Origin of the sequence: Kocuria palustris, assembly GCF_016907795.1 — a bacterium.
Lineage (GTDB): Bacteria > Actinomycetota > Actinomycetes > Actinomycetales > Micrococcaceae > Kocuria > Kocuria palustris.
On the sequence record NZ_JAFBCR010000001.1, the window covers coordinates 1438786 to 1455959 of the forward strand.

General features: G+C 72.8%; 16 protein-coding genes. 5 read left to right on the forward strand and 11 right to left on the reverse strand.

Annotated elements, in window-relative coordinates; all coding sequences use genetic code 11:
• Positions 1–14: 14 nt before the first annotated feature.
• The 10 genes from JOE55_RS06330 to JOE55_RS06375 form a co-directional block, all read right to left on the reverse strand.
• Positions 15–971 carry an ABC transporter permease gene (locus JOE55_RS06330; RefSeq protein ID WP_204782349.1) on the reverse strand — a complete coding sequence of 319 codons (957 nt, stop codon included), beginning with the start codon at positions 969–971 and terminating at the stop codon, positions 15–17.
• On the reverse strand, positions 961–1728 hold the full coding sequence (locus JOE55_RS06335; RefSeq protein ID WP_029643547.1) for an ABC transporter ATP-binding protein: 768 nt from the start codon (positions 1726–1728) through the stop codon (positions 961–963). The genes JOE55_RS06330 and JOE55_RS06335 overlap by 11 nt, the downstream gene beginning before the upstream one ends.
• Positions 1725–2897, reverse strand: coding sequence for an ABC transporter substrate-binding protein (locus tag JOE55_RS06340; RefSeq protein WP_204782350.1), 1173 nt, complete (start codon positions 2895–2897; stop codon positions 1725–1727). The genes JOE55_RS06335 and JOE55_RS06340 overlap by 4 nt, the downstream gene beginning before the upstream one ends.
• Entirely contained in the window at positions 2898–4325 is a 1428-nt protein-coding gene (locus JOE55_RS06345) for a sulfate adenylyltransferase subunit 1 (protein WP_239546465.1), read from the reverse strand.
• Positions 4326–4377: 52 nt separating this feature from the next.
• Positions 4378–5310 carry a sulfate adenylyltransferase subunit CysD gene (gene cysD, locus JOE55_RS06350; RefSeq protein ID WP_204782352.1) on the reverse strand — a complete coding sequence of 311 codons (933 nt, stop codon included), beginning with the start codon at positions 5308–5310 and terminating at the stop codon, positions 4378–4380.
• Positions 5311–5369: 59 nt separating this feature from the next.
• On the reverse strand, positions 5370–6131 hold the full coding sequence (locus JOE55_RS06355) for a phosphoadenylyl-sulfate reductase (protein WP_204782353.1): 762 nt from the start codon (positions 6129–6131) through the stop codon (positions 5370–5372).
• Positions 6128–7834, reverse strand: a complete 1707-nt coding sequence (locus tag JOE55_RS06360; protein ID WP_006214115.1) for a nitrite/sulfite reductase — start codon at positions 7832–7834, stop codon at positions 6128–6130. The genes JOE55_RS06355 and JOE55_RS06360 overlap by 4 nt, the downstream gene beginning before the upstream one ends.
• A gap of 88 nt (positions 7835–7922) precedes the next feature.
• Positions 7923–9233 carry a glycosyltransferase family 2 protein gene (locus tag JOE55_RS06365; RefSeq protein WP_204782354.1) on the reverse strand — a complete coding sequence of 437 codons (1311 nt, stop codon included), beginning with the start codon at positions 9231–9233 and terminating at the stop codon, positions 7923–7925.
• A complete protein-coding gene (locus tag JOE55_RS06370) occupies positions 9230–10255 on the reverse strand; it encodes a glycosyltransferase family protein (protein WP_204782355.1) in 1026 nt (341 codons plus the stop codon). Before JOE55_RS06370 ends, JOE55_RS06365 begins: the two co-directional genes overlap by 4 nt.
• Positions 10252–11250, reverse strand: coding sequence for a WcbI family polysaccharide biosynthesis putative acetyltransferase (locus JOE55_RS06375; RefSeq protein WP_204782356.1), 999 nt, complete (start codon positions 11248–11250; stop codon positions 10252–10254). Before JOE55_RS06375 ends, JOE55_RS06370 begins: the two co-directional genes overlap by 4 nt.
• A 145-nt stretch (positions 11251–11395) precedes the next feature.
• Between JOE55_RS06375 and JOE55_RS06380 the strand changes: the two genes are divergently transcribed.
• Genes JOE55_RS06380 through JOE55_RS06395 form a run of 4 tightly spaced genes read left to right on the forward strand, consistent with a single transcriptional unit; the run spans position 11396 to position 15301 of the window.
• Positions 11396–12394 (forward strand): glycosyltransferase, encoded by a 999-nt coding sequence (locus JOE55_RS06380; RefSeq protein ID WP_204782357.1) that lies wholly within the window; start codon positions 11396–11398, stop codon positions 12392–12394.
• Positions 12391–13440: a glycosyltransferase gene (locus tag JOE55_RS06385; protein WP_024289647.1), complete on the forward strand. Its 1050-nt coding sequence runs from the start codon at positions 12391–12393 to the stop codon at positions 13438–13440. Before JOE55_RS06380 ends, JOE55_RS06385 begins: the two co-directional genes overlap by 4 nt.
• Positions 13437–14429, forward strand: a complete 993-nt coding sequence (locus JOE55_RS06390; RefSeq protein WP_024289646.1) for a glycosyltransferase — start codon at positions 13437–13439, stop codon at positions 14427–14429. The genes JOE55_RS06385 and JOE55_RS06390 overlap by 4 nt, the downstream gene beginning before the upstream one ends.
• Positions 14426–15301 carry a glycosyltransferase family 2 protein gene (locus tag JOE55_RS06395; RefSeq protein WP_204782358.1) on the forward strand — a complete coding sequence of 292 codons (876 nt, stop codon included), beginning with the start codon at positions 14426–14428 and terminating at the stop codon, positions 15299–15301. The genes JOE55_RS06390 and JOE55_RS06395 overlap by 4 nt, the downstream gene beginning before the upstream one ends.
• On the opposite strand, the gene JOE55_RS06400 is transcribed toward JOE55_RS06395, so the two are convergent.
• On the reverse strand, positions 15290–16453 hold the full coding sequence (locus JOE55_RS06400) for a glucose-1-phosphate adenylyltransferase family protein (protein WP_204782359.1): 1164 nt from the start codon (positions 16451–16453) through the stop codon (positions 15290–15292). The genes JOE55_RS06395 and JOE55_RS06400 overlap by 12 nt on opposite strands.
• A gap of 182 nt (positions 16454–16635) precedes the next feature.
• On the opposite strand from JOE55_RS06400, the gene JOE55_RS06405 reads away from it, so the two are divergent.
• Entirely contained in the window at positions 16636–17070 is a 435-nt protein-coding gene (locus JOE55_RS06405; RefSeq protein ID WP_204782360.1) for a YchJ family protein, read from the forward strand.
• Positions 17071–17174: the final 104 nt, after the last annotated feature.

A 17174-nucleotide genomic window follows, 5' to 3' on the forward strand; every position in this document is an offset into this window, starting at 1 on the left:
ATGAGTTGGTCCGCTCAGGACCGCAGCAGGCCGCGACCTCGCAGCAGCCGCTTCTCGAGCGGGTTGAACAGCAGCAGCTCGATCACGATGCCGACCGCCAGGATGGTCAGCACGGCGGTCAGCACGACCGCCATGTCCGAGACGGTGCGGCCCTGCGCCAGCAGGGAGCCCAGCCCGAAGCCGATCGAGCCGCCGATCGCGATGAGCTCGGCACCCATCAGGGAGCGCCACGAGAACGCCCAGCCCTGCTTGAGCCCAGCCACATAGCCCGGCATCGCCGCGGGCAGCACGACCTTCAGCGCCAGCGTGGAGCCCGTGGCCCCCATGATCCGCCCGGCCTTGAGCAGCTGCGGCGGGATCTGGTCCACGCCGGCCAGCATGCCGTTGACGATCGACGGGATCGCGCCCATCAGCACCACGAAGTAGACCGTGGCATCCGACAGGCCGAACCACACGATCGCTGCCGGCACCCAGGCCACCGAGGGCAGCACCTGCATGCCGGAGATCAGCGGGCCCACCGCGTTGCGCAGCCCCTGCCACGAGGCGATCAGCAGGGCGAGAGGCGTGGCCACCAGAACCGCGATCAGGAAGCCGCTGATGCCTCGCCACAGCGACGTGCCCAGCGCCCCGGGAAGCGTGCCGTCGGCGGTGGCCGCCCCGATCTGCCGGGCGACGTCGATCGGTCCCGGCATGATGTCCGGGCGCGGATCGATCAGGGCCACGAGCAGCTGCCAGATCAGCACGGCGGCCACGAGCGCGGCCAGCGTGGGGGCGGCGCGCTGCCGGAAGACCTCCCCCGGGGAGCGTCGACGGCGGCCGTCGGACTGCAGCGCGTCCAGCCCCGCCAGGGCGCTGTCCGGGGAGTCGGGGCTGGACGCGGACGTCTCCGAGGACGACGGGCCCGACGACGGCGTGCCGCGACCCTGCGCCCAGGGCGTCTGGGCGCAGGCGGTGGTGCGATCAGCGGGCATGGCGGCCGATCTCCTCCCTGAGGCGGCGGGTGATGGTGCGGGTCAGCTCCGCCAGCGTCTCCTCGGAGGTCTGGCCGCTGGCCTCGAAGCCGTAGGAGTCCGGATCCTTCCAGGGCCCCGTGTCCCACTGCTCGACGATCCGCCCGGGCCGCGACGACAGCAGCAGCACGCGCTGGCCCAGGTGGACGGCCTCGGAGACGTTGTGGGTGATGAACACGATGGTGCGCCCGGTGACCTCCCAGATCCGCAGCAGCTCCTCCTGGAGCAGGTCCCGGGTGATGGCGTCCAGCGCCGAGAAGGGCTCGTCCATCAGCAGGACCTCGCGCTCCTGGGCGAGGCCGCGGGCCAGGCCAACGCGCTGGCGCATGCCTCCGGAGAGCTCGTGCGGGCGCTTGTCCGCGACCTGCGGCAGGCGCACGAGCTCGAGCAGCTCCTCGGCCCGCTCGCGGCGCTGAGCACGGGGCACGCCTGCCAGCTCGAGGGCCAGCTCCACGTTCTGCCCGGCGGTGAGCCACGGGAACAGGGAGGCATCCTGGAACATGAACGCGCAGCCCTCGGCAGGGGCCGTGACGCTGCCCGCGGTGGGCTCCTCGAGTCCGGCGATGATGTTCAGCAGCGTCGTCTTGCCGGAGCCCGAGGCCCCGAGCAGGGTCACGAACTCGCCGCGGCGCACCTCCAGGTCCAGGTCCGCGAGCACGGGAGGCCCTCCGAAGGACTTGGCCAGCCCGTCCAGGCGGATCACGGACTGCCCGCTCACTGCTGGGCCTCCACGGGCTCCAGGCCTCGCTGCTCGCGCACGCGGTTCAGCGGCTCCACGTCGACCATGCCGTCCAGTGAGGCATCCTGCGTGACCCCGGCGGAGACGCCGTTGTCGAGCAGGGTCGAATACGTCGAGGCCATGGGATCGGCGGTCCACTGCATCTGCTCCAGGGCGCTGATCAGCGTCTGCTCGGGCAGCGCCTGGCCCTGGGCGTCGACCATCGCCTCGTTGAGCATGACGGCCTCGTCCTCCTGCGGCATCTGCTCGAGGTGCTCGACCGAGTCCTCGAGGCCGTCGAGCAGCTTCTCCACGGTCTGCGGGTGCTCCTTGAGGTAGTCGGTGCGCACGGCCAGCACCGTCGTGGGGTACTCGCCGTCGGGCCACAGATCGCCCTCGTCCACGAGCACGCGACCACCCTCCTCGGTCATGAGGGTGACCCACGGCTGGGGGCCCCAGAAGCCGTCGATCTGGCCCTGCCGGAAGGTCTGCAGCGCCTGACCGGAGGGCATGGGCGTGATCGAGACGGAGTCCGGGGAGCCGGTGTCCACCTCGTAGCCGCGCTCCTCGAGCCACACGCGCAGCGCCACGTCCTGCGTGCCGCCCAGCGCCGGGGTCGCGAACGTGCGCCCGGCCAGGTCGTCCTCGCCGGCGACGTCGTCGGAGACGATGAACTGTGCGCCGCCGGAGGTCGCCCCGCCGATGATCGTGATCGACTCGCCGCCGGACTGCACGTACGAGTTGATCGCGGGGTTCGGGCCCATGAACGCGGCATCGACCTCGCCGGAGTTCATGGCCTCGATGGTCGTGGGGCCGGTCGAGAAGACCTGGGTGCTCAGCTCGGTGCTGCCCAGCGCCTCGTCGAAGATCCCGTCGTGGACACCGGCCAGCGCCGGGCCGTGCGTCAGGTTGGCGAAGTAGCCCAGCGTGAGCTCGTCGGCATCCGAGGTCTGGATCCGCTGGTCCTCGAGCGCGTCCAGCGTCCCGTTGGCGCGCAGCGCCGTGGCCGTCACGGACAGCACGAGCAGCACGGCCAGGCCTGTGAGCACCAAGGGCCAGCCGGTGAAGCGGCGCTTGGGCCGCTGCCGCCCCTCGGACCCGCCGGGGGTGCGCGTGACGGTCTCCAGCGGTTCTGGGGCGCCGTCGCGGCCGCGGCTGCGTTCGGCCACTCAGCCCTCCCCGACCAGGCCGGCGGCCAGGGTGTTCCCGGACTGCTCGTCGATCAGCAGGAAGGCACCGGTGCGGCGCAGCTGGGCGTAGTCGTCCAGCGGCAGCGCCGACGGGGTGCGCAGCACGACCGAGCCGATGTCGTTGAGCTCGAGGGACTGCGCCTGGCCCAGCTGCATGGTCTCCAGGTCCAGGGCGCCGACGATCTCGCCCACCATGGCCTTGACCGTGGCGGTGCCGTGCTTGAGCAGCACGCGGGAGCGCGGGCGCAGAGGGGTCTCGCCGAGCCAGGCCAGGCGGGCCGCGATCTCCTTGACCGGCTCCGGCGGGGTCGGATCGGCTGCGGCGATGAGCTCGCCGCGGGCCACGTCGAGGTCATCGGCCAGGCGAAGCGTCACCGAGCGCGGGGCGGCGGCCTCCGTGAGCTGCTCGCCCGGGAAGGGACCGGCCTGCTCGGAGGCTGTGCCGGCCACGTCGATGCCCACGACCGTGCTCCGGCGCCCAGACGGCTGCACGACGACCTCATCGCCCACGGAGACGGTCCCGGAAGCGATCTGCCCGGCGTAGCCGCGGTAGTCGCGGGTGGCCTCGGGATCCACGCCCTGGGCCACGCCTCCCTGCGGGCGGATGACGTACTGCACGGGGAAGCGGAAGGGTCGGGCCTCGCCGCGGCCGGACTCGTCGACCGTGGGCAGCTCCTCGAGGATCCGCAGCAGCGGGCGGCCGTCGTAGCCGCCCCGGGAGTACCAGGACAGCCGCTCGGAGGGCTCCACGACGTTGTCGCCCTCCAGTGCGGAGACCGGCACGACCTTCAGACCCCGGAGGAGCTCCTCGGAGCCGATGCTGCGAGCGACCTCGGTGATCTCGTCGCGGATCTCGTCGAAGCGGGCCTGCGACCAGTCCACCAGGTCGATCTTGTTGACGGCCACGATCACGTGCGGGACGCGCAGCAGCGCCGTCACGGCCAGGTGGCGGCGGGTCTGCTCGAGCACGCCGTGGCGGGCGTCGACCAGCAGGACGACGGCGTCGGCGGTCGAGGCGCCGGTGACCGTGTTCTTCGTGTACTGCACGTGCCCGGGGCAGTCGGCCAGCACGAACGAGCGGCGGTCGGTCGCGAAGTAGCGGTAGGCCACATCGATCGTGATGCCCTGCTCGCGCTCGGCGCGCAGCCCGTCGGTCAGCAGGGCGAGATCCAGCTTGCCCTCGCCGCCGCCGAAGCCGCGCTCGGCGGAGGTGCGGGCCACGGCCTCGAGCTGATCGGCCAGGATCGCCTTGGCGTCGTGCAGCAGCCGGCCCACCAGGGTGGACTTGCCGTCGTCGACGGAGCCGGCGGTCGCGAAGCGGAACAGCGAGCCGGGATCGATCGTGGAGGTCACGGCGGGAGCGGAGGTCTCGGTCACGGGCACCTTCTGTGGTTCTTCGGCGCGCATCGGCGCTGGGGCGTGGACGGGGCGGAGGCAGCGGGGCTCACGGCCCGGAGGATCAGAAGTAGCCGTCCTTCTTGCGATCCTCCATGGCGGCCTCGGAGATGCGGTCATCGGCGCGGGTGGCGCCTCGCTCGGTCAGCGTAGAGACGCCCACCTCCGCGACGACGTCGGCCACGGTGGCGGCCTGGGAGACCACCGCTCCGGTGCAGGACATGTCGCCCACCGTCCGGTAGCGGACCTGCTTCGCCTCGATCTGCTCGCCCTTGCGCGGCTGGGACACGGGGGTCACCGACATCCACATGCCGTCGCGCTCGAAGACCTCGCGCTCGTGGGCGAAGTAGATCGGGGGCAGGTCGATGTGCTCGCGCTCGATGTAGCGCCAGATGTCCAGCTCGGTCCAGTTGGAGATCGGGAAGGCGCGCACGTGCTGGCCCGCCGTGTGGCGCCCGTTGTACAGGTTCCACAGCTCGGGGCGCTGGTTGCGCGGATCCCACTGCCCGAACTCGTCGCGCAGGGACAGGATGCGCTCCTTGGCCCGGGCCTTGTCCTCGTCGCGGCGCCCGCCGCCGAACACGGCGTCGAAGCGGTTGTCGGCGATCGCGTCCAGCAGCGGGGTGGTCTGCAGCGGGTTGCGGGTGCCGTCGGCGCGCTCGGTGAGGCGGCCGTCGTCGATGTAGTCCTGGACGGAGGCCACGACCAGGCGAAGCCCCAGCCGCTCGACCGTGCGGTCGCGGAAGGAGAGGACCTCCGGGAAGTTGTGCCCGGTGTCCACGTGCAGCACCGGGAACGGTATCGCCGCCGGCCAGAACGCCTTGGCCGCCAGGTGGAGCATGACCACGGAGTCCTTGCCGCCGGAGAACAGCATGGCGGGGCGGTCGAACTCGGCGACGACCTCGCGGATGATGTGGATAGCCTCGGACTCGAGGGCGTCCAGGGCGGACTGCTCGCCCGTGGCGGACACGGCGGCAGACGCGGCGGTCTCTGTCATGGGGTCTCGCTCTCCTGAAGGTGCGGTGGTCTCGTGGTGCGGGCGGACCCGCGCGGGCATCAGAGGTGGATGCCGCACTCGATCTTGTCGCTGCCGGACCAGCGCCCGGCGCGGGGGTCCTCGCCCGGGGCGACCTTGCGGGTGCAGGGCGCGCAGCCGATCGAGAGGTAGCCCTCGGACAGCAGCGGGTTCACGGGCAGCCCCTCGCTGTTCGAGTGCTCCACCAGGTCGTCCAGCGACCAGCGGACCATGGGGTTGACCTTGACCAGCTTGTGGGTCTCGTCGAAGGACACGAGCGGGGCGTCGGTGCGCGTGGGCGACTCGTCGCGGCGCACGCCGGTGAACCAGACCTCGTAGTCCTGCAGGGACTCGGCCAGCGGCTCCACCTTGCGCATGGCGCAGCAGGCCGTGGGGTTCGTGCGGAACAGGTCCTTGCCGTGCTGCTCGTCCTGCTGGGCGACCGTCAGCTTGGGCATCACGTCGATCACGTTGATGTCCAGCATGGCCTTGGCGGCCTCCTTGGTGCCCTCGGTCTCCGGGAAGTGGTAGCCGGTCTCCAGGAAGAGCACGTCCACGTTCGGGATCTGCTCGGCCACCAGCGCCGGCAGGACCAGGTCCGCCATCGAGCAGGCCACGGCCACCCGTGCGTTCGGGAAGTTCTCGGCGACCCAGCGGATCGCGGCCGTGTGATCGGCCTCGCCCTCGGCGGGGACGTGGCCGTCGGCGTCGAGCTCGGCGCCCAGCTCGCGAGCGCCCGAGGCGGCGAGCTCGCGCAGCTCGTCCTCGCTGCGCAGCGTCTTCTCAGCGGTTCCAGCGGTCATTGCAGATCCTCCTCCTCGGCGCGGGTGCTCCACGCGGCGAAACCCTCTCCGGGCTCGCGTTGTTCCGCGAAGCGGCGGGTCAGGCGCTCCACGTACTCGGGCAGCTCGTCCTGGAACACCTTGAGCCCGCGCACGGTGCGGCCCAGGTTGGCGTCGCCGCCGTGTTCCGAGCTGGTCAGCCCGCCGCCCAGGTGCACCTGGTAGCCGGGCTTGGAGCCGCCGTCCTCGGTCGGCAGCAGCTGGCCCTTGAGCCCGATGTCGGCGACCTGGATGCGCGCGCACGAGTTGGGGCAGCCGTTGATGTGCAGGGAGATCGGCACGTCCAGCTCGAGGTCCTCGAGACGGCGCTCGAGCTCGTCGATGGTGTCCGAGGCGACCTGCTTGGTCTCCACGATCGCCAGCTTGCAGAACTCGATGCCCGTGCAGGCCATGGTCGAGCGGCGGAACGGCGACGGCTTGACCTTGAGGTCGATCTCGTCGAGGGCCTCGATCGCGGCGTCGACGTCGTCGTCGGCGATGTCCAGCAGGACGATCTTCTGCTGCGGGGTCAGGCGCACCCGGTCCGAGCCGAAGCGCTCCATGATCTCGGCCAGCGCGGCGAGCTTCTCCCCCGGCATGCGGCCCACGCGCGGGGCCGCGCCCAGGTAGTTCCGGCCGTCCTTCTGCCGGTGCACGCCGATGTGGTCCGAGGGGCCGGTGGGCGCGGCCGGGGCGGGGCCGTCGGCTAGGGCATAGCCCAGGTACTCGGTCTCGAGCACCTCGCGCATCCTCTGCGGCCCCCAGTCCTTCATGAGGAACTTCATGCGGGCCCGGTTGCGCAGGCGGCGGTAGCCGTAGTCGCGGAAGATCGAGGTGATCCCGCGCCAGACGTCGCGAACCTGGTCCTCCTGCACGAACACGCCCAGGCGCTGGCCGAGGTACGGCTGCACCGACAGCGCGCCGGCGACCCACAGGTCGTAGCCGGGGCCGAGCTCGGGGTGCACGACGCCCACGAACGAGCAGTCGTTGATCTCGTGGGCCACGTCCAGCGACGGGTGCCCGGTGACCGCGGTCTTGTACTTGCGCGGCAGATTGGAGAACTCGAGGGTGCGCACCTCGGCCTTCAGCGCCTCGATCGCGGGCGTGGGGTCCAGGATCTCGTCGGCGGCCGCACCGGCCACCGGGGAGCCCAGGATCACGCGGGGAACGTCGCCGCAGGCCGAGACGGTGTCCAGACCGACCTCGTCCAGGCGCCGCCAGATCTCCGGGACGTCCTCCACGCGGATCCAGTGGTACTGGATGTTCTGCCGGTCCGTGATGTCCGAGGTGCCGCGGGCGAACTCCTGCGAGATCCCGGCCAGGCAGCGCAGCTGGGCGCGGGACATGGCGCCGCCGTCCAGGCGCACGCGCATCATGAAGTACTCGTCCTCGATCTCCGCGTCCGACAGCGCGCCGGTGCGGCCGCCGTCGATCCCGGGGCGGCGCTGGGTGTACAGCCCCCACCAGCGGAAGCGCCCGTGCAGATCATCGGGATCGATCGAGGCGAAGCCCTCCTTCGAGTACTTCTGCTCGATCCGGGCGCGCACGGCGAAGCCGTCGTCGGCGGCCTTGAACTCCTCGTTGTGGTTCAGGGGCTCGCGGCCGTCGACCGCCCACTGCCCCTCGGGCTTGGGCTTGCGTGCGCGTGCAGGGCGCGAAGTGGTCTCGCTCGTCATGCCGACCATGGAACGACGACGGGGGCCGCCGCGTCACATGGGAGGTCACCCGGCGTCATCATTGACTTCTCAGGCTTGACTAAGTTAACGGCCCGGCTCATGCGTCATCCCGGAAGACGTCCTCGAGCCGCGTGCCAGCCTGGAGCAGCGGCCAGCAGCGGATCAGGCGCAGCATCTGCTCCTCCGCGCAGACGGCCTCCCCGGGATCCCGGCCGCGCAGCCCGAGGGCGGTGCGAGCCGCGACCCGGACGGGGTCGATCCGCGCCAGCACCTGGCCGCCGCCCGTGACCACCAGCGCGGGCGCATCGTGGGCCGCCGCCTGCTCGCAGGCCTCCTGCAGACCGCCCGGCGGGATGCGGCAGGCGCGCACCAGCTCGACCTCGAAGCGCGGACGGACACGGGCGGCGCCCCCCGGCCCGCCGACGGAGGGAGCGGGTCTCCCCAGCTGCACCCGCGGATCGGCCGCCAGCATCTCCTCCAGCTCCTCTGCCATGTCCCCGGACCCGCCCGGGAGCCGCACGTGGACATCGCCGGATCCCAGCAGATCCCGCACTGCGAGTGCGGCCGTGCCCGTGCGCAGGTGCTCCTCCCTCTGCGCGGCATCGCCCCAGGTGACCACGATGTCCGCCACGGCATGCACCATCCCCGAGGGCCGGGCGATCGGGTGGGTGATCCGCGAGGCCAGGCGCAGGCTCTCGCGGTTCTTCTGCAGCACGGCCGCCGACGGATCACCTTCCGAGCGCCCGCCCCAGTCGGCCCCGCGGTGCACCGCGCGCGCCGCCGGGGCATGCAGCAGCTCGCAGCCGCCCAGCACGGCCTGCCAGCCCAGCTCCCAGTCCTCCCCGCCGTAGCCGACCATCGCGGCGTCGAACCCGCCGAGGCGCTCGAAGGTCGAGCGGCGGCAGGAGAGCACCGCGGAGATCACGTACCGGAAGTGGGAGTCGTCGTGGCGGCGCAGATGATCGGTCTGCGCCCACGCCCGGGCCAGCCACTGCGGCTCGCCCAGATCACGCGGCGGCTGCGCGGTGTCGTCCACATGGACCCTGGTCCCCACGACGAGGGCGTGGGGATGCTCGCGCAGGGCCTCCTCGACGGCGGCGAGGTAGCCCGGCTCGGGCACGGTGTCGCCATCGAGGAAGACCAGGATCCCGCCGCGGCAGTGCCCGGCCCCCAGGTTCCGCGCCGCCGCCGCTCGAAACCCGCGGTCATCCTGGCGCACCACGCGCACCCCGGCGGGGACCCGGGGCGGGCGCGCGGAGCCGTCATCGGCCACGACGATCTCCAGCGCCTGCACCGGCTCCTGCGCGCGCAGCCCCGCGAGCACAGCGTCCAGGCCCTCCTGGTCCTCGAAGTACGGGATCACCACGGAGATCCCGCCGCTGTCGGCCCCAGCGGACGCGAGCGTCATCGCAGCAGCTCCTTCCACGCATCCGCATAAGCCTCGGCGACCTGCGCCCAGCCCCACCGCGGCAGCGGGCGATCGGCCCGGGTCCGCCGCGGCTCGGCCAGCAGCTCGCCCACCGCCGTCCCCAGCTCCTCGCGCCGACGACGCAGCACGGCGCCGGGCCAGCGCTCGTCGATCTCGCGCATGTACGGGCCGTCCACCACGAGCGGCCGGCGCCCGTGGGCGATCCACGTGTTGAGCGAGCCCGAGGCGGAGACGTGCAGGTGCGGGCACACGGGGACGTCGACCGCCTCCAGCTGCCCCGCCAGCTCGGGCTCGGGGACGTAGCCCGTGAGCTCGAAGCGCACCCCGCGCGCCGCGGCGCGCTCCCGCAGCACCTGGACGTCGGCGTCGTGGCCCGCCGCACTCGCCCCGATCGCGCGCACCAGGGTCCCCCGCGGCACGGAGTCGATCACATCCTCGATGCCCTTGCCTGGATGCACGAAGCCCAGAACCCCCACGACCGCGACATCGCCGGCGGCCGCGGGGCGCCCGACGGGCAGAGCCTCCTCGAGGGGCAGCGGCACTGCGCGCACGGCGGTGCTCGTCCCGCCGTCGGGCCCCTCGCCGGCCAGCGCGCGCAGGGCCGCAGCCTCGTGCTCGGAGTGGGCGATCACCAGATCGGCGCCGCGCACCAGGCGGGCGAAGGCCGTGCGGCGGCGAGCGAACCTCTGCGCCCCCTCCTCCGGCTGCGGCACGTCGTGGGGACCCACGCTCAGCAGGCCGCGGCCGCGCAGCCGCAGCACGGCCTCGACCGCGCCGTCCGCATCGGCGCCGAACAGGGCGTCCGTGAAGCTGACGTGCAGCAGCGCCTGAGCGGACGGCTCCGCGACGGGCAGCTCGACGGTCCGTCGCACGAGCCGGTGGTCGAACCCGCCGACCCCGGCCTCCCGCGCGGCGTGGAACAGACCCAGCCCGTGCCGGACCACCCCGTGGCTCTCGGGGCCCACGACCAGATGGCTGATCACCGATGCCCGGCGGCTCACGGCAGCAGCCCCAGCATGGTCATGCGCTGCCCGTGTCGGGCCAGGGCGCGCTCGATCAGCCGCGGCCTGGCCCGGCAGAAGGCGAGCTGCTCCCGGGCGATCCCGGCCTCATCGAGCTCCCGGACGTCCCGGCCTGTGCCCAGCCGCCATCCGCTCGTGCGCGCGTCGGGCCGCAGGACAGCCCCGAGCGCCCTCGCGTGCGTCGGATCCACGGGGGCCTCCACCGAGCGCAGCAGCTCGCGCCCGGGATCGGCGACGCCATCCGGGTCCGGGGCGAAGCCCAGCCCCCGGCCCAGCTCCTCCAGCACCCGCTGGGCCAGGATGCGCAGCGTCGCGTTGTCGGGGTGGTTGATGGTGTGCCAGTGCGGACGGGCCTCGAGCGCATCCGACATGACGACCGTGCCATGGGCCTGCTCGCGTGCTCGCAGCTGCCCCACGGATTCGGCATGCAGGGCCTCCAGCGCCTCGGCCTCCAGCTGCGGGGCGTTCGGCGGCAGGGCGTCGGGCCTGAGGCCCGCGCCCGCCCGCGAGGCCTGCGCGAGCGTGCGCAGATCCGAGTACGGCACCCCGGGCGGATCCAACGAGCTGTCCTCCGGGTCCCGGACGATGACCTGGAACGGGTGGAGCCCGGCATAGCGCAGCACCGGGATGCGCAGCCGGAGGGACGACGACGGCAGCAGCGCCTCGAGCTGGCGCGTGCCGGAGGGCAGGCCGCGGTAGTCGTCGCGCACCGGCTGCATCACGAGCGCGTCGGTCCGGGCCAGGAGCCGGGCGGCCGCCTCCGCATCACGGGTGCCCCACTCGAAGACCGGCGGGACGCGCACGGAGCGCAGGCCGGGATCGGCATCCAGCAGCACGCGCAGAGACTCCGCCTGGCAGTTGCCGATCACGACCACGAGGGGCAGATCACCCGGGGCGGCGTCGTCCTGTTCGGCGCGCTCCGAGGCCTGTCCGTAGAAGTCCGCATAGTGCTTCGCGCGCCCGGGGTTGCTCACCGTGTGATGATAACGATACTTATGACAAGGGGCCCCGTGGGGTCCCTTCTGCGCGGAAGGCGGTGGAGGGCTGACAGCGGTGCATCGTGCTGTGCAGGGGAGTCAGAGGCTGCGAGCAGCGCCGATCCCCGCCCATCACCCCTACGTGGACGCCGTGGAGCCGCTGGCCGGCTGGGACGGATTCGAGCTCGTCGCACCCCCCGAGCTCAACGCAGCAGGACCGGGAACCTGGATCCCGCACCCGCTGCTCGAAGCGCAGCGCCTGGCCGAGGACGCCGATCGCGTGGATGTCCTGCACGTGCACTTCGGCTTCGAGCACCGCACCCCGCAGCAGATGCACGAGCTCGTCGAGCAGTGCCGCGCCTCCGGGATCCGTCTGGTGCTCACCGTGCACGATCTGTCCCATCCGCATCTGCGCACCGCTCAGGAGCAGCGGGAGCACCTCGAGCGCCTGGCCGTGCTGATCGAGGCAGCCGAGACCGTCATCACCCTCACCGGCTCGGCGGCCGAGGAGATCCACCGGCGATTCGGCCGCCGGGCGGAGGTCATCGCCCACCCCTGCGTCGTCGCGCCGCAGCGAGCGCGACGACTGCAGGAGCAGGTCCGCGAGCGCGGCGGGCCCTCGCTCGGGGTCGCCGTGTTCCTCAAGGACCTGCGGGCCAGCACCGTGCGGGAGCTGTCCTGGCACCGGGATCTGGCCGAGGGGCTCCGAGGGGTCGGCGCCCGACTCACCGTCTTCCTGGACGAGCGCGCGGCCGGCACCGAGCTGGGTCGCGGCCTGAGCGGCATCCAGGGCCTGGAGCTCGTGGTGCATCGGCGGATGGACGACGAGCGCCTGTTCACGCAGGTGGCCGAGTGCGCCGTCGTCGTCCTCCCCTACCTTCGCGGGACCCACTCCGGGTGGCTGGAGATGTGCCGGGACCTGGGCGTCGTGGTCGTGGCCCCGGACTGCGGGCACTTCGCGGATCAGGCCGACCAGCCGGGCGCGGTGCTCTCCTGCCGCACGGGCGACGGCCGCGATGCCGCCCGTGCGGCCGCACAGGCTCTGGGCGTCGCACCCCTGCCATGGGCCGGCGACCGCGCCGCCCAGGCCGAGCGCATCGCGCTGCGGCACCGCGAGCTGCTTGCTGAGGCAGGATCATGAGGATCGCCGTGATCGGCCCGTCGCGCATGCCGATCGCCCCGCCCTTCGGCGGAGGGCTCGAGGTCTTCGTCCAGCGCATGGTCGAGGGGCTGCGCTGTCGCGGGCTCGACGTCGACCTGTTCGCAGCCGCAGGCTCCCAGGGGCATCGCCGCGATCTGGAGTTCCCCGGCGTCGACTGGAGCGGGCACGAGCACGGCGCCCGCGACGACCGCTATCCGCCCGGCGCCCGGGAGTCCGAGACCGCCGCCTTCGCCCGCGTCTGCCGGTATCTGGAGCGTTCCGACTACGACCTGGTGCACAACAACAGCGTGCACCCCTCCATCCTGGAGCTGGGCCCCGCCCGTCGCCCGCCGATGGTCACGACCCTGCACACCCCGCCCCAGGACGACATGCAGGGCGTGCTCGGTCGGGTTGCGGGCGCCTCCGAGAGGTTCTGCGCGGTCAGCCGGTTCACGGCCCGCCAGTGGTCGCTGCCGCGCGCCGCGGAGGTGATCCACAACGGCGTGCAGACGGACCAGTGGCGCCCGGGCCCCGGCGGCGGAGGGGCGGTCTGGTTCGGGCGCCTGACCCGGGAGAAGGCCCCCCACCTTGCCATCGAGGCCTGCCGCCGGCTCGGGATGCCGCTGACCCTGATCGGGCGCTGCGCGGATCCGACCTACTTCTCCCAGCGGATCGCTGCACACTTGGGGGATCAGGTGCGCTGGCTCGGGGCCATGGCTCCGGAGCAGATCATGGACGAGGTCGGGCGGGCCTCGCTGGCCCTGGCCACGCCGCAGTGGGATGAGCCGTTCGGGCTCGTGCTGATCGAGGCGCTGTCCTGCGGCACTCCCGTGGCCGCGTTCAGCCGCGGGGGCATCCCCGAGATCCTGCGCACCGTGCCCGAGCACCTGGCCCGGCCCGACGACGTCGACGACCTCGTGCGCGCGGCCCGCGCAGCCCTGCACCAGCCGCGCGCCGAGGCCCGGGCCATCGCGGTCGAGCGCTTCGACCTGAAGGTGATGATCGATCGGTACCTGTCCTTGTTCGAGGAGGTGATCGCGTCGTGATCGGCCTGTACGCCCATCATCAGGGGGCCGGGCATCTCACCCGCTGCCGCGCGCTCGCCCGCGCCCTGGCCCCGCACGAGGAGGCGGTGATCCTCTCCTCCCACCCCGAGGCCGACGTGGTCCTGCCGATGGACGCCCCCGCCGACGAGCGCGGCGTCACCGCCCACGGGGCGCTGCACTGGGCGCCGCAGGGCCACGACGGATACACCGAGCGCATGGCGATGATCGCCGCGTGGGTGCGCGATCACCGGCCCTCAGTCGTCCACGTGGACCTCTCCGTCGAGGTGACGGCGCTGGTGCGCCTGCTCGGGGTGCCCACGACCGTCCAGGCCCTGCCGGGCATCCGCGACGACGCCCCGCACGAGCTCTCCTTCCGGCTGGCCGATCGGATCGTGGCGGCGTGGCCTGACTGGGTTGCGCTGCCGGCTCACCTGGCGCCGTCAGCCGAGCGGGTGCATCGGGTGGGCGGGATCAGCCGCTTCGAGGGCCGCGCCCTGTCCGCGGTGCGCGGTCGCGATGCGGCGATCCTGCTGGGCCGCGGCGGCCAGGACGGCTCGCCTGCCTACTGGCACGAGGTCGCGCGGATCGCCTCAGCTCACCTGGGCGGGCGCTGCCGGCTGCTCGGGCTCGACGAGTGGGTCGAGGACCCGTTCGAGGTCCTCTCCGAGGCGGGGGTCGTGATCACGGCGGCGGGGCAGAACTCCGTGGCCGATGCAGCCGCCGCCGGGGCCCCGATGATCGTGCTGGCCCAGCAGCGCCCCTTCGCCGAGCAGGAGACCACCGCGCGCATCCTGGCCGACGCCGGCCTGGCCGTGGTGCCCGAGGCACCCGGTCTGCCGGCGGCGGGCGAGTGGCCGCAGCTCATCGACCGCGCGCTGCTGCTGGGGCCCCCGCAGGACCGGCGCCGGGCATGGCAGGTCGACGGCGCCGCCAGCCGCGCCGCCGAGACCGTCCTCGGGGCGGCTGGACACGGGCGGGGCGGGTCATGAGCGCGCCGGCGGCGCCTTCCGTGCACGTCGTGACGGTGTGCTCGATCGGGCGGCGGGACCACGTCCTGCGCCAGCTCGAGGCCGTGCGGCGCTGGCTGCCCGCGGCCGTCCACCACACGGTGCAGATCGGCCCCGAGCCCTTCGAGGCCCCCGGGACCCGTCGGCTGGATCGCACCGGGCCCGGGCCCGTGAACCTGGCGGCCGCGCGCAACGCCGCTGGCGACACCGCCTGCGACGCCGGTGCGGACGTGATCATCTTCCTCGACGCCGACTGCCTGCCCGGTCCCGATCTCGGCGCGGCCTACACCGCTGCGGCTGCCGAGCGCCCCGGGGTGCTGTGCGGACCCGTGACCTACCTGCGCGCGCAGGACCGCCCCTACGACCTCGACCGGCTGAGCTCGCTGCGCAGCCCCCATCCCGCTCGCCCCGATCTCCCGCGCGGACAGACCCGCTGCGCTCGCCCCGGGGAGCACGTCCTGTTCTGGTCCCTGAGCTTCGCGCTCAGCGCCGGGACGTGGCGAGGACTGCGCGAGCGCTTCGGCGGCTTCTGCGAGGAGTTCACCGGCTACGGCGGCGAGGACACGGACTTCGCCATGAACCTGTCCGCCCACGGCGTCGCGCTGCAGTGGGTGGGCGGTGCCGACGCGTATCACCAGTGGCACCCGGTGTCCTCGCCGCCGGTCGAGCACCTGGACGACATCCTGCGCAACGCGGAGGTCTTCGCCCGGCGCTGGGGCTGGTGGCCCATGGAGGGCTGGTTCCGAGCCTTCGAGCAGCGCGGTCTGGTGGTCGCCGACGGACCCGGATGGCGCCGCGCGGGAGCTCCCGACGGCGCACCCGGCACCGACCCGTTCAGCGGGTCAGAAGCCTGAGGGCAGCGTCGCCGAGCGGTCGAAGCGCTCGGTCACGGCCACGCGGCCGTCGGCCCCGATCAGCGTGACGGCCTCGGCCGTGCCCCGCTTGGAGCCACCGGCGATCTCGGCCCCGGCATCGACGATCACGTTCTCGAGCTGCACCCCCGCGCCCACGCGCACGCCGTCGAGCAGCACGCTGTGGCGCACGACCGCGCCCTCCTCGACCACGACCCCCGGACTGAGCACCGAGTGCTCGACCGTGCCCCGGATCCGGGAGCCCGCCGAGATCAGGGACTCCGAGACCTCCGCCGAGGCCGCGATGCGGGCCGGGAGCAGCTGCGGCTGCCCGGAGACGATGGGCCACTGAGGGTCATCCAGCACGGCGCCGTCGCCGTCGAGGATCTGCAGCTGCGCCGTCCAGTAGGACTGCAGGGTGCCCAGATCCATCCAGTACCCGTCCATCCGGTGCTCCACGACCCTGCGGCGCTGCACGAACCACGGGATGAGGTCGTGGCCGTAGTCCTCCAGCCCGCCCTCGGCCTCCTGAAGGTCCTCGAGCGCCTCGATCAGCTGGGGTCCGTCGAAGAGGAACATCTCCGCGGCCACGATCTGCCCCTGGGGGTCCTCGGGCTTGTACGCGAACTGCCTCACGCGCCCCTGTCCGTCAGTGCTCACCACGGAGTAGCGGGAGGGATCCTCGTCCACTCGGGTGGTGACCAGGGTCAGGTCGGCGCGCTGGCGCTGGTGGGTGTCGATCACATCCAGGAAGTTCAGCGTGTAGAGGTGATCCGCCGAGAGCACGAGCACCAGGTCCGGGTCGAACTCCCGGATGGTCTGCTTCTGCCGCAGCAGCGAGTCCGAGTTGCCCTGAGGGAAGCCCTCGCCCTCGGCCCCCTGGAACGGAGGCAGCACATGCAGACCGCCGTGCGTGCGGTCGAAGTCCCAGGGACGGCCGTTGCTCAGGTGCCGGTTCAGCGTGTGCGGCAGGTACTGCTCGATCACCCACACGTCCGAGAGATGGGAGTGCATGAGGTTCGACATCGAGATGTCGACCAGCCGGTAGGTCCCGGCCACCGGCAGCGCGGGCTTGACCCGATGCTCCGTCAGGGCGTCCAGCCGCGTGCCCTTGCCCCCGGCCAGGACCATCGCCATCGTCCGCGGAATGCGCATGCGGGCCCTCTCCTCATCGTGAGTGTCCTGCCGACGATCGTAGTCGCGCGATCCCGGGATGAGGGTGACAGAGGCAGGCCCGTGCCATAGTGTCCCGACCCACGGGCCGCCCGTGCGCTCCTCCCCTGCCCGGGAGGCCGCATCGCACCGCAGACCGGCCCTCCCTCGTCCCGAACGGATCCATGACGCTCCCCGCTGACACCACCCCGGCCGCCCTCGACCCGCAGTCGCGCTGCCCCTGCGGCTCCGGCGACGTCTACGGCGGCTGCTGCCTGCCGCTGCACCAGGGCAGGCCCGCACCCACGGCAGAAGCCCTCATGCGCTCGCGCTTCAGCGCCTTCGCGGTGGGCGATGAGCAGCACCTGCTGCGCACCTGGCACCCCGACACCCGGCCCGAGAACCTCGAGCTGGATCCGGACCTGCGCTGGTACCGCCTCGACATCCACGCCACCACCGGCGGCGGCCCGTTCGAGGAGTGGGGCACGGTCGACTTCACCGCCCACTACCGGCCCATGCCCGGGACCGACGCCCCGCGCGGCAGCCAGCACGAGAACTCCCGCTTCCGCCGCGTGGACGGGCAGTGGCTCTACCTCGACGGCGCCGTCCACTCCGCCTGACGGAGGAGCCGGCGATGCGGAGGTGTGGCCGGTTCCACACCCCGCCGGCCCATATCGGCCGCGGCGGGCCCGGCGACCCGCCGTAGAATCGGCGGATCCGTCGG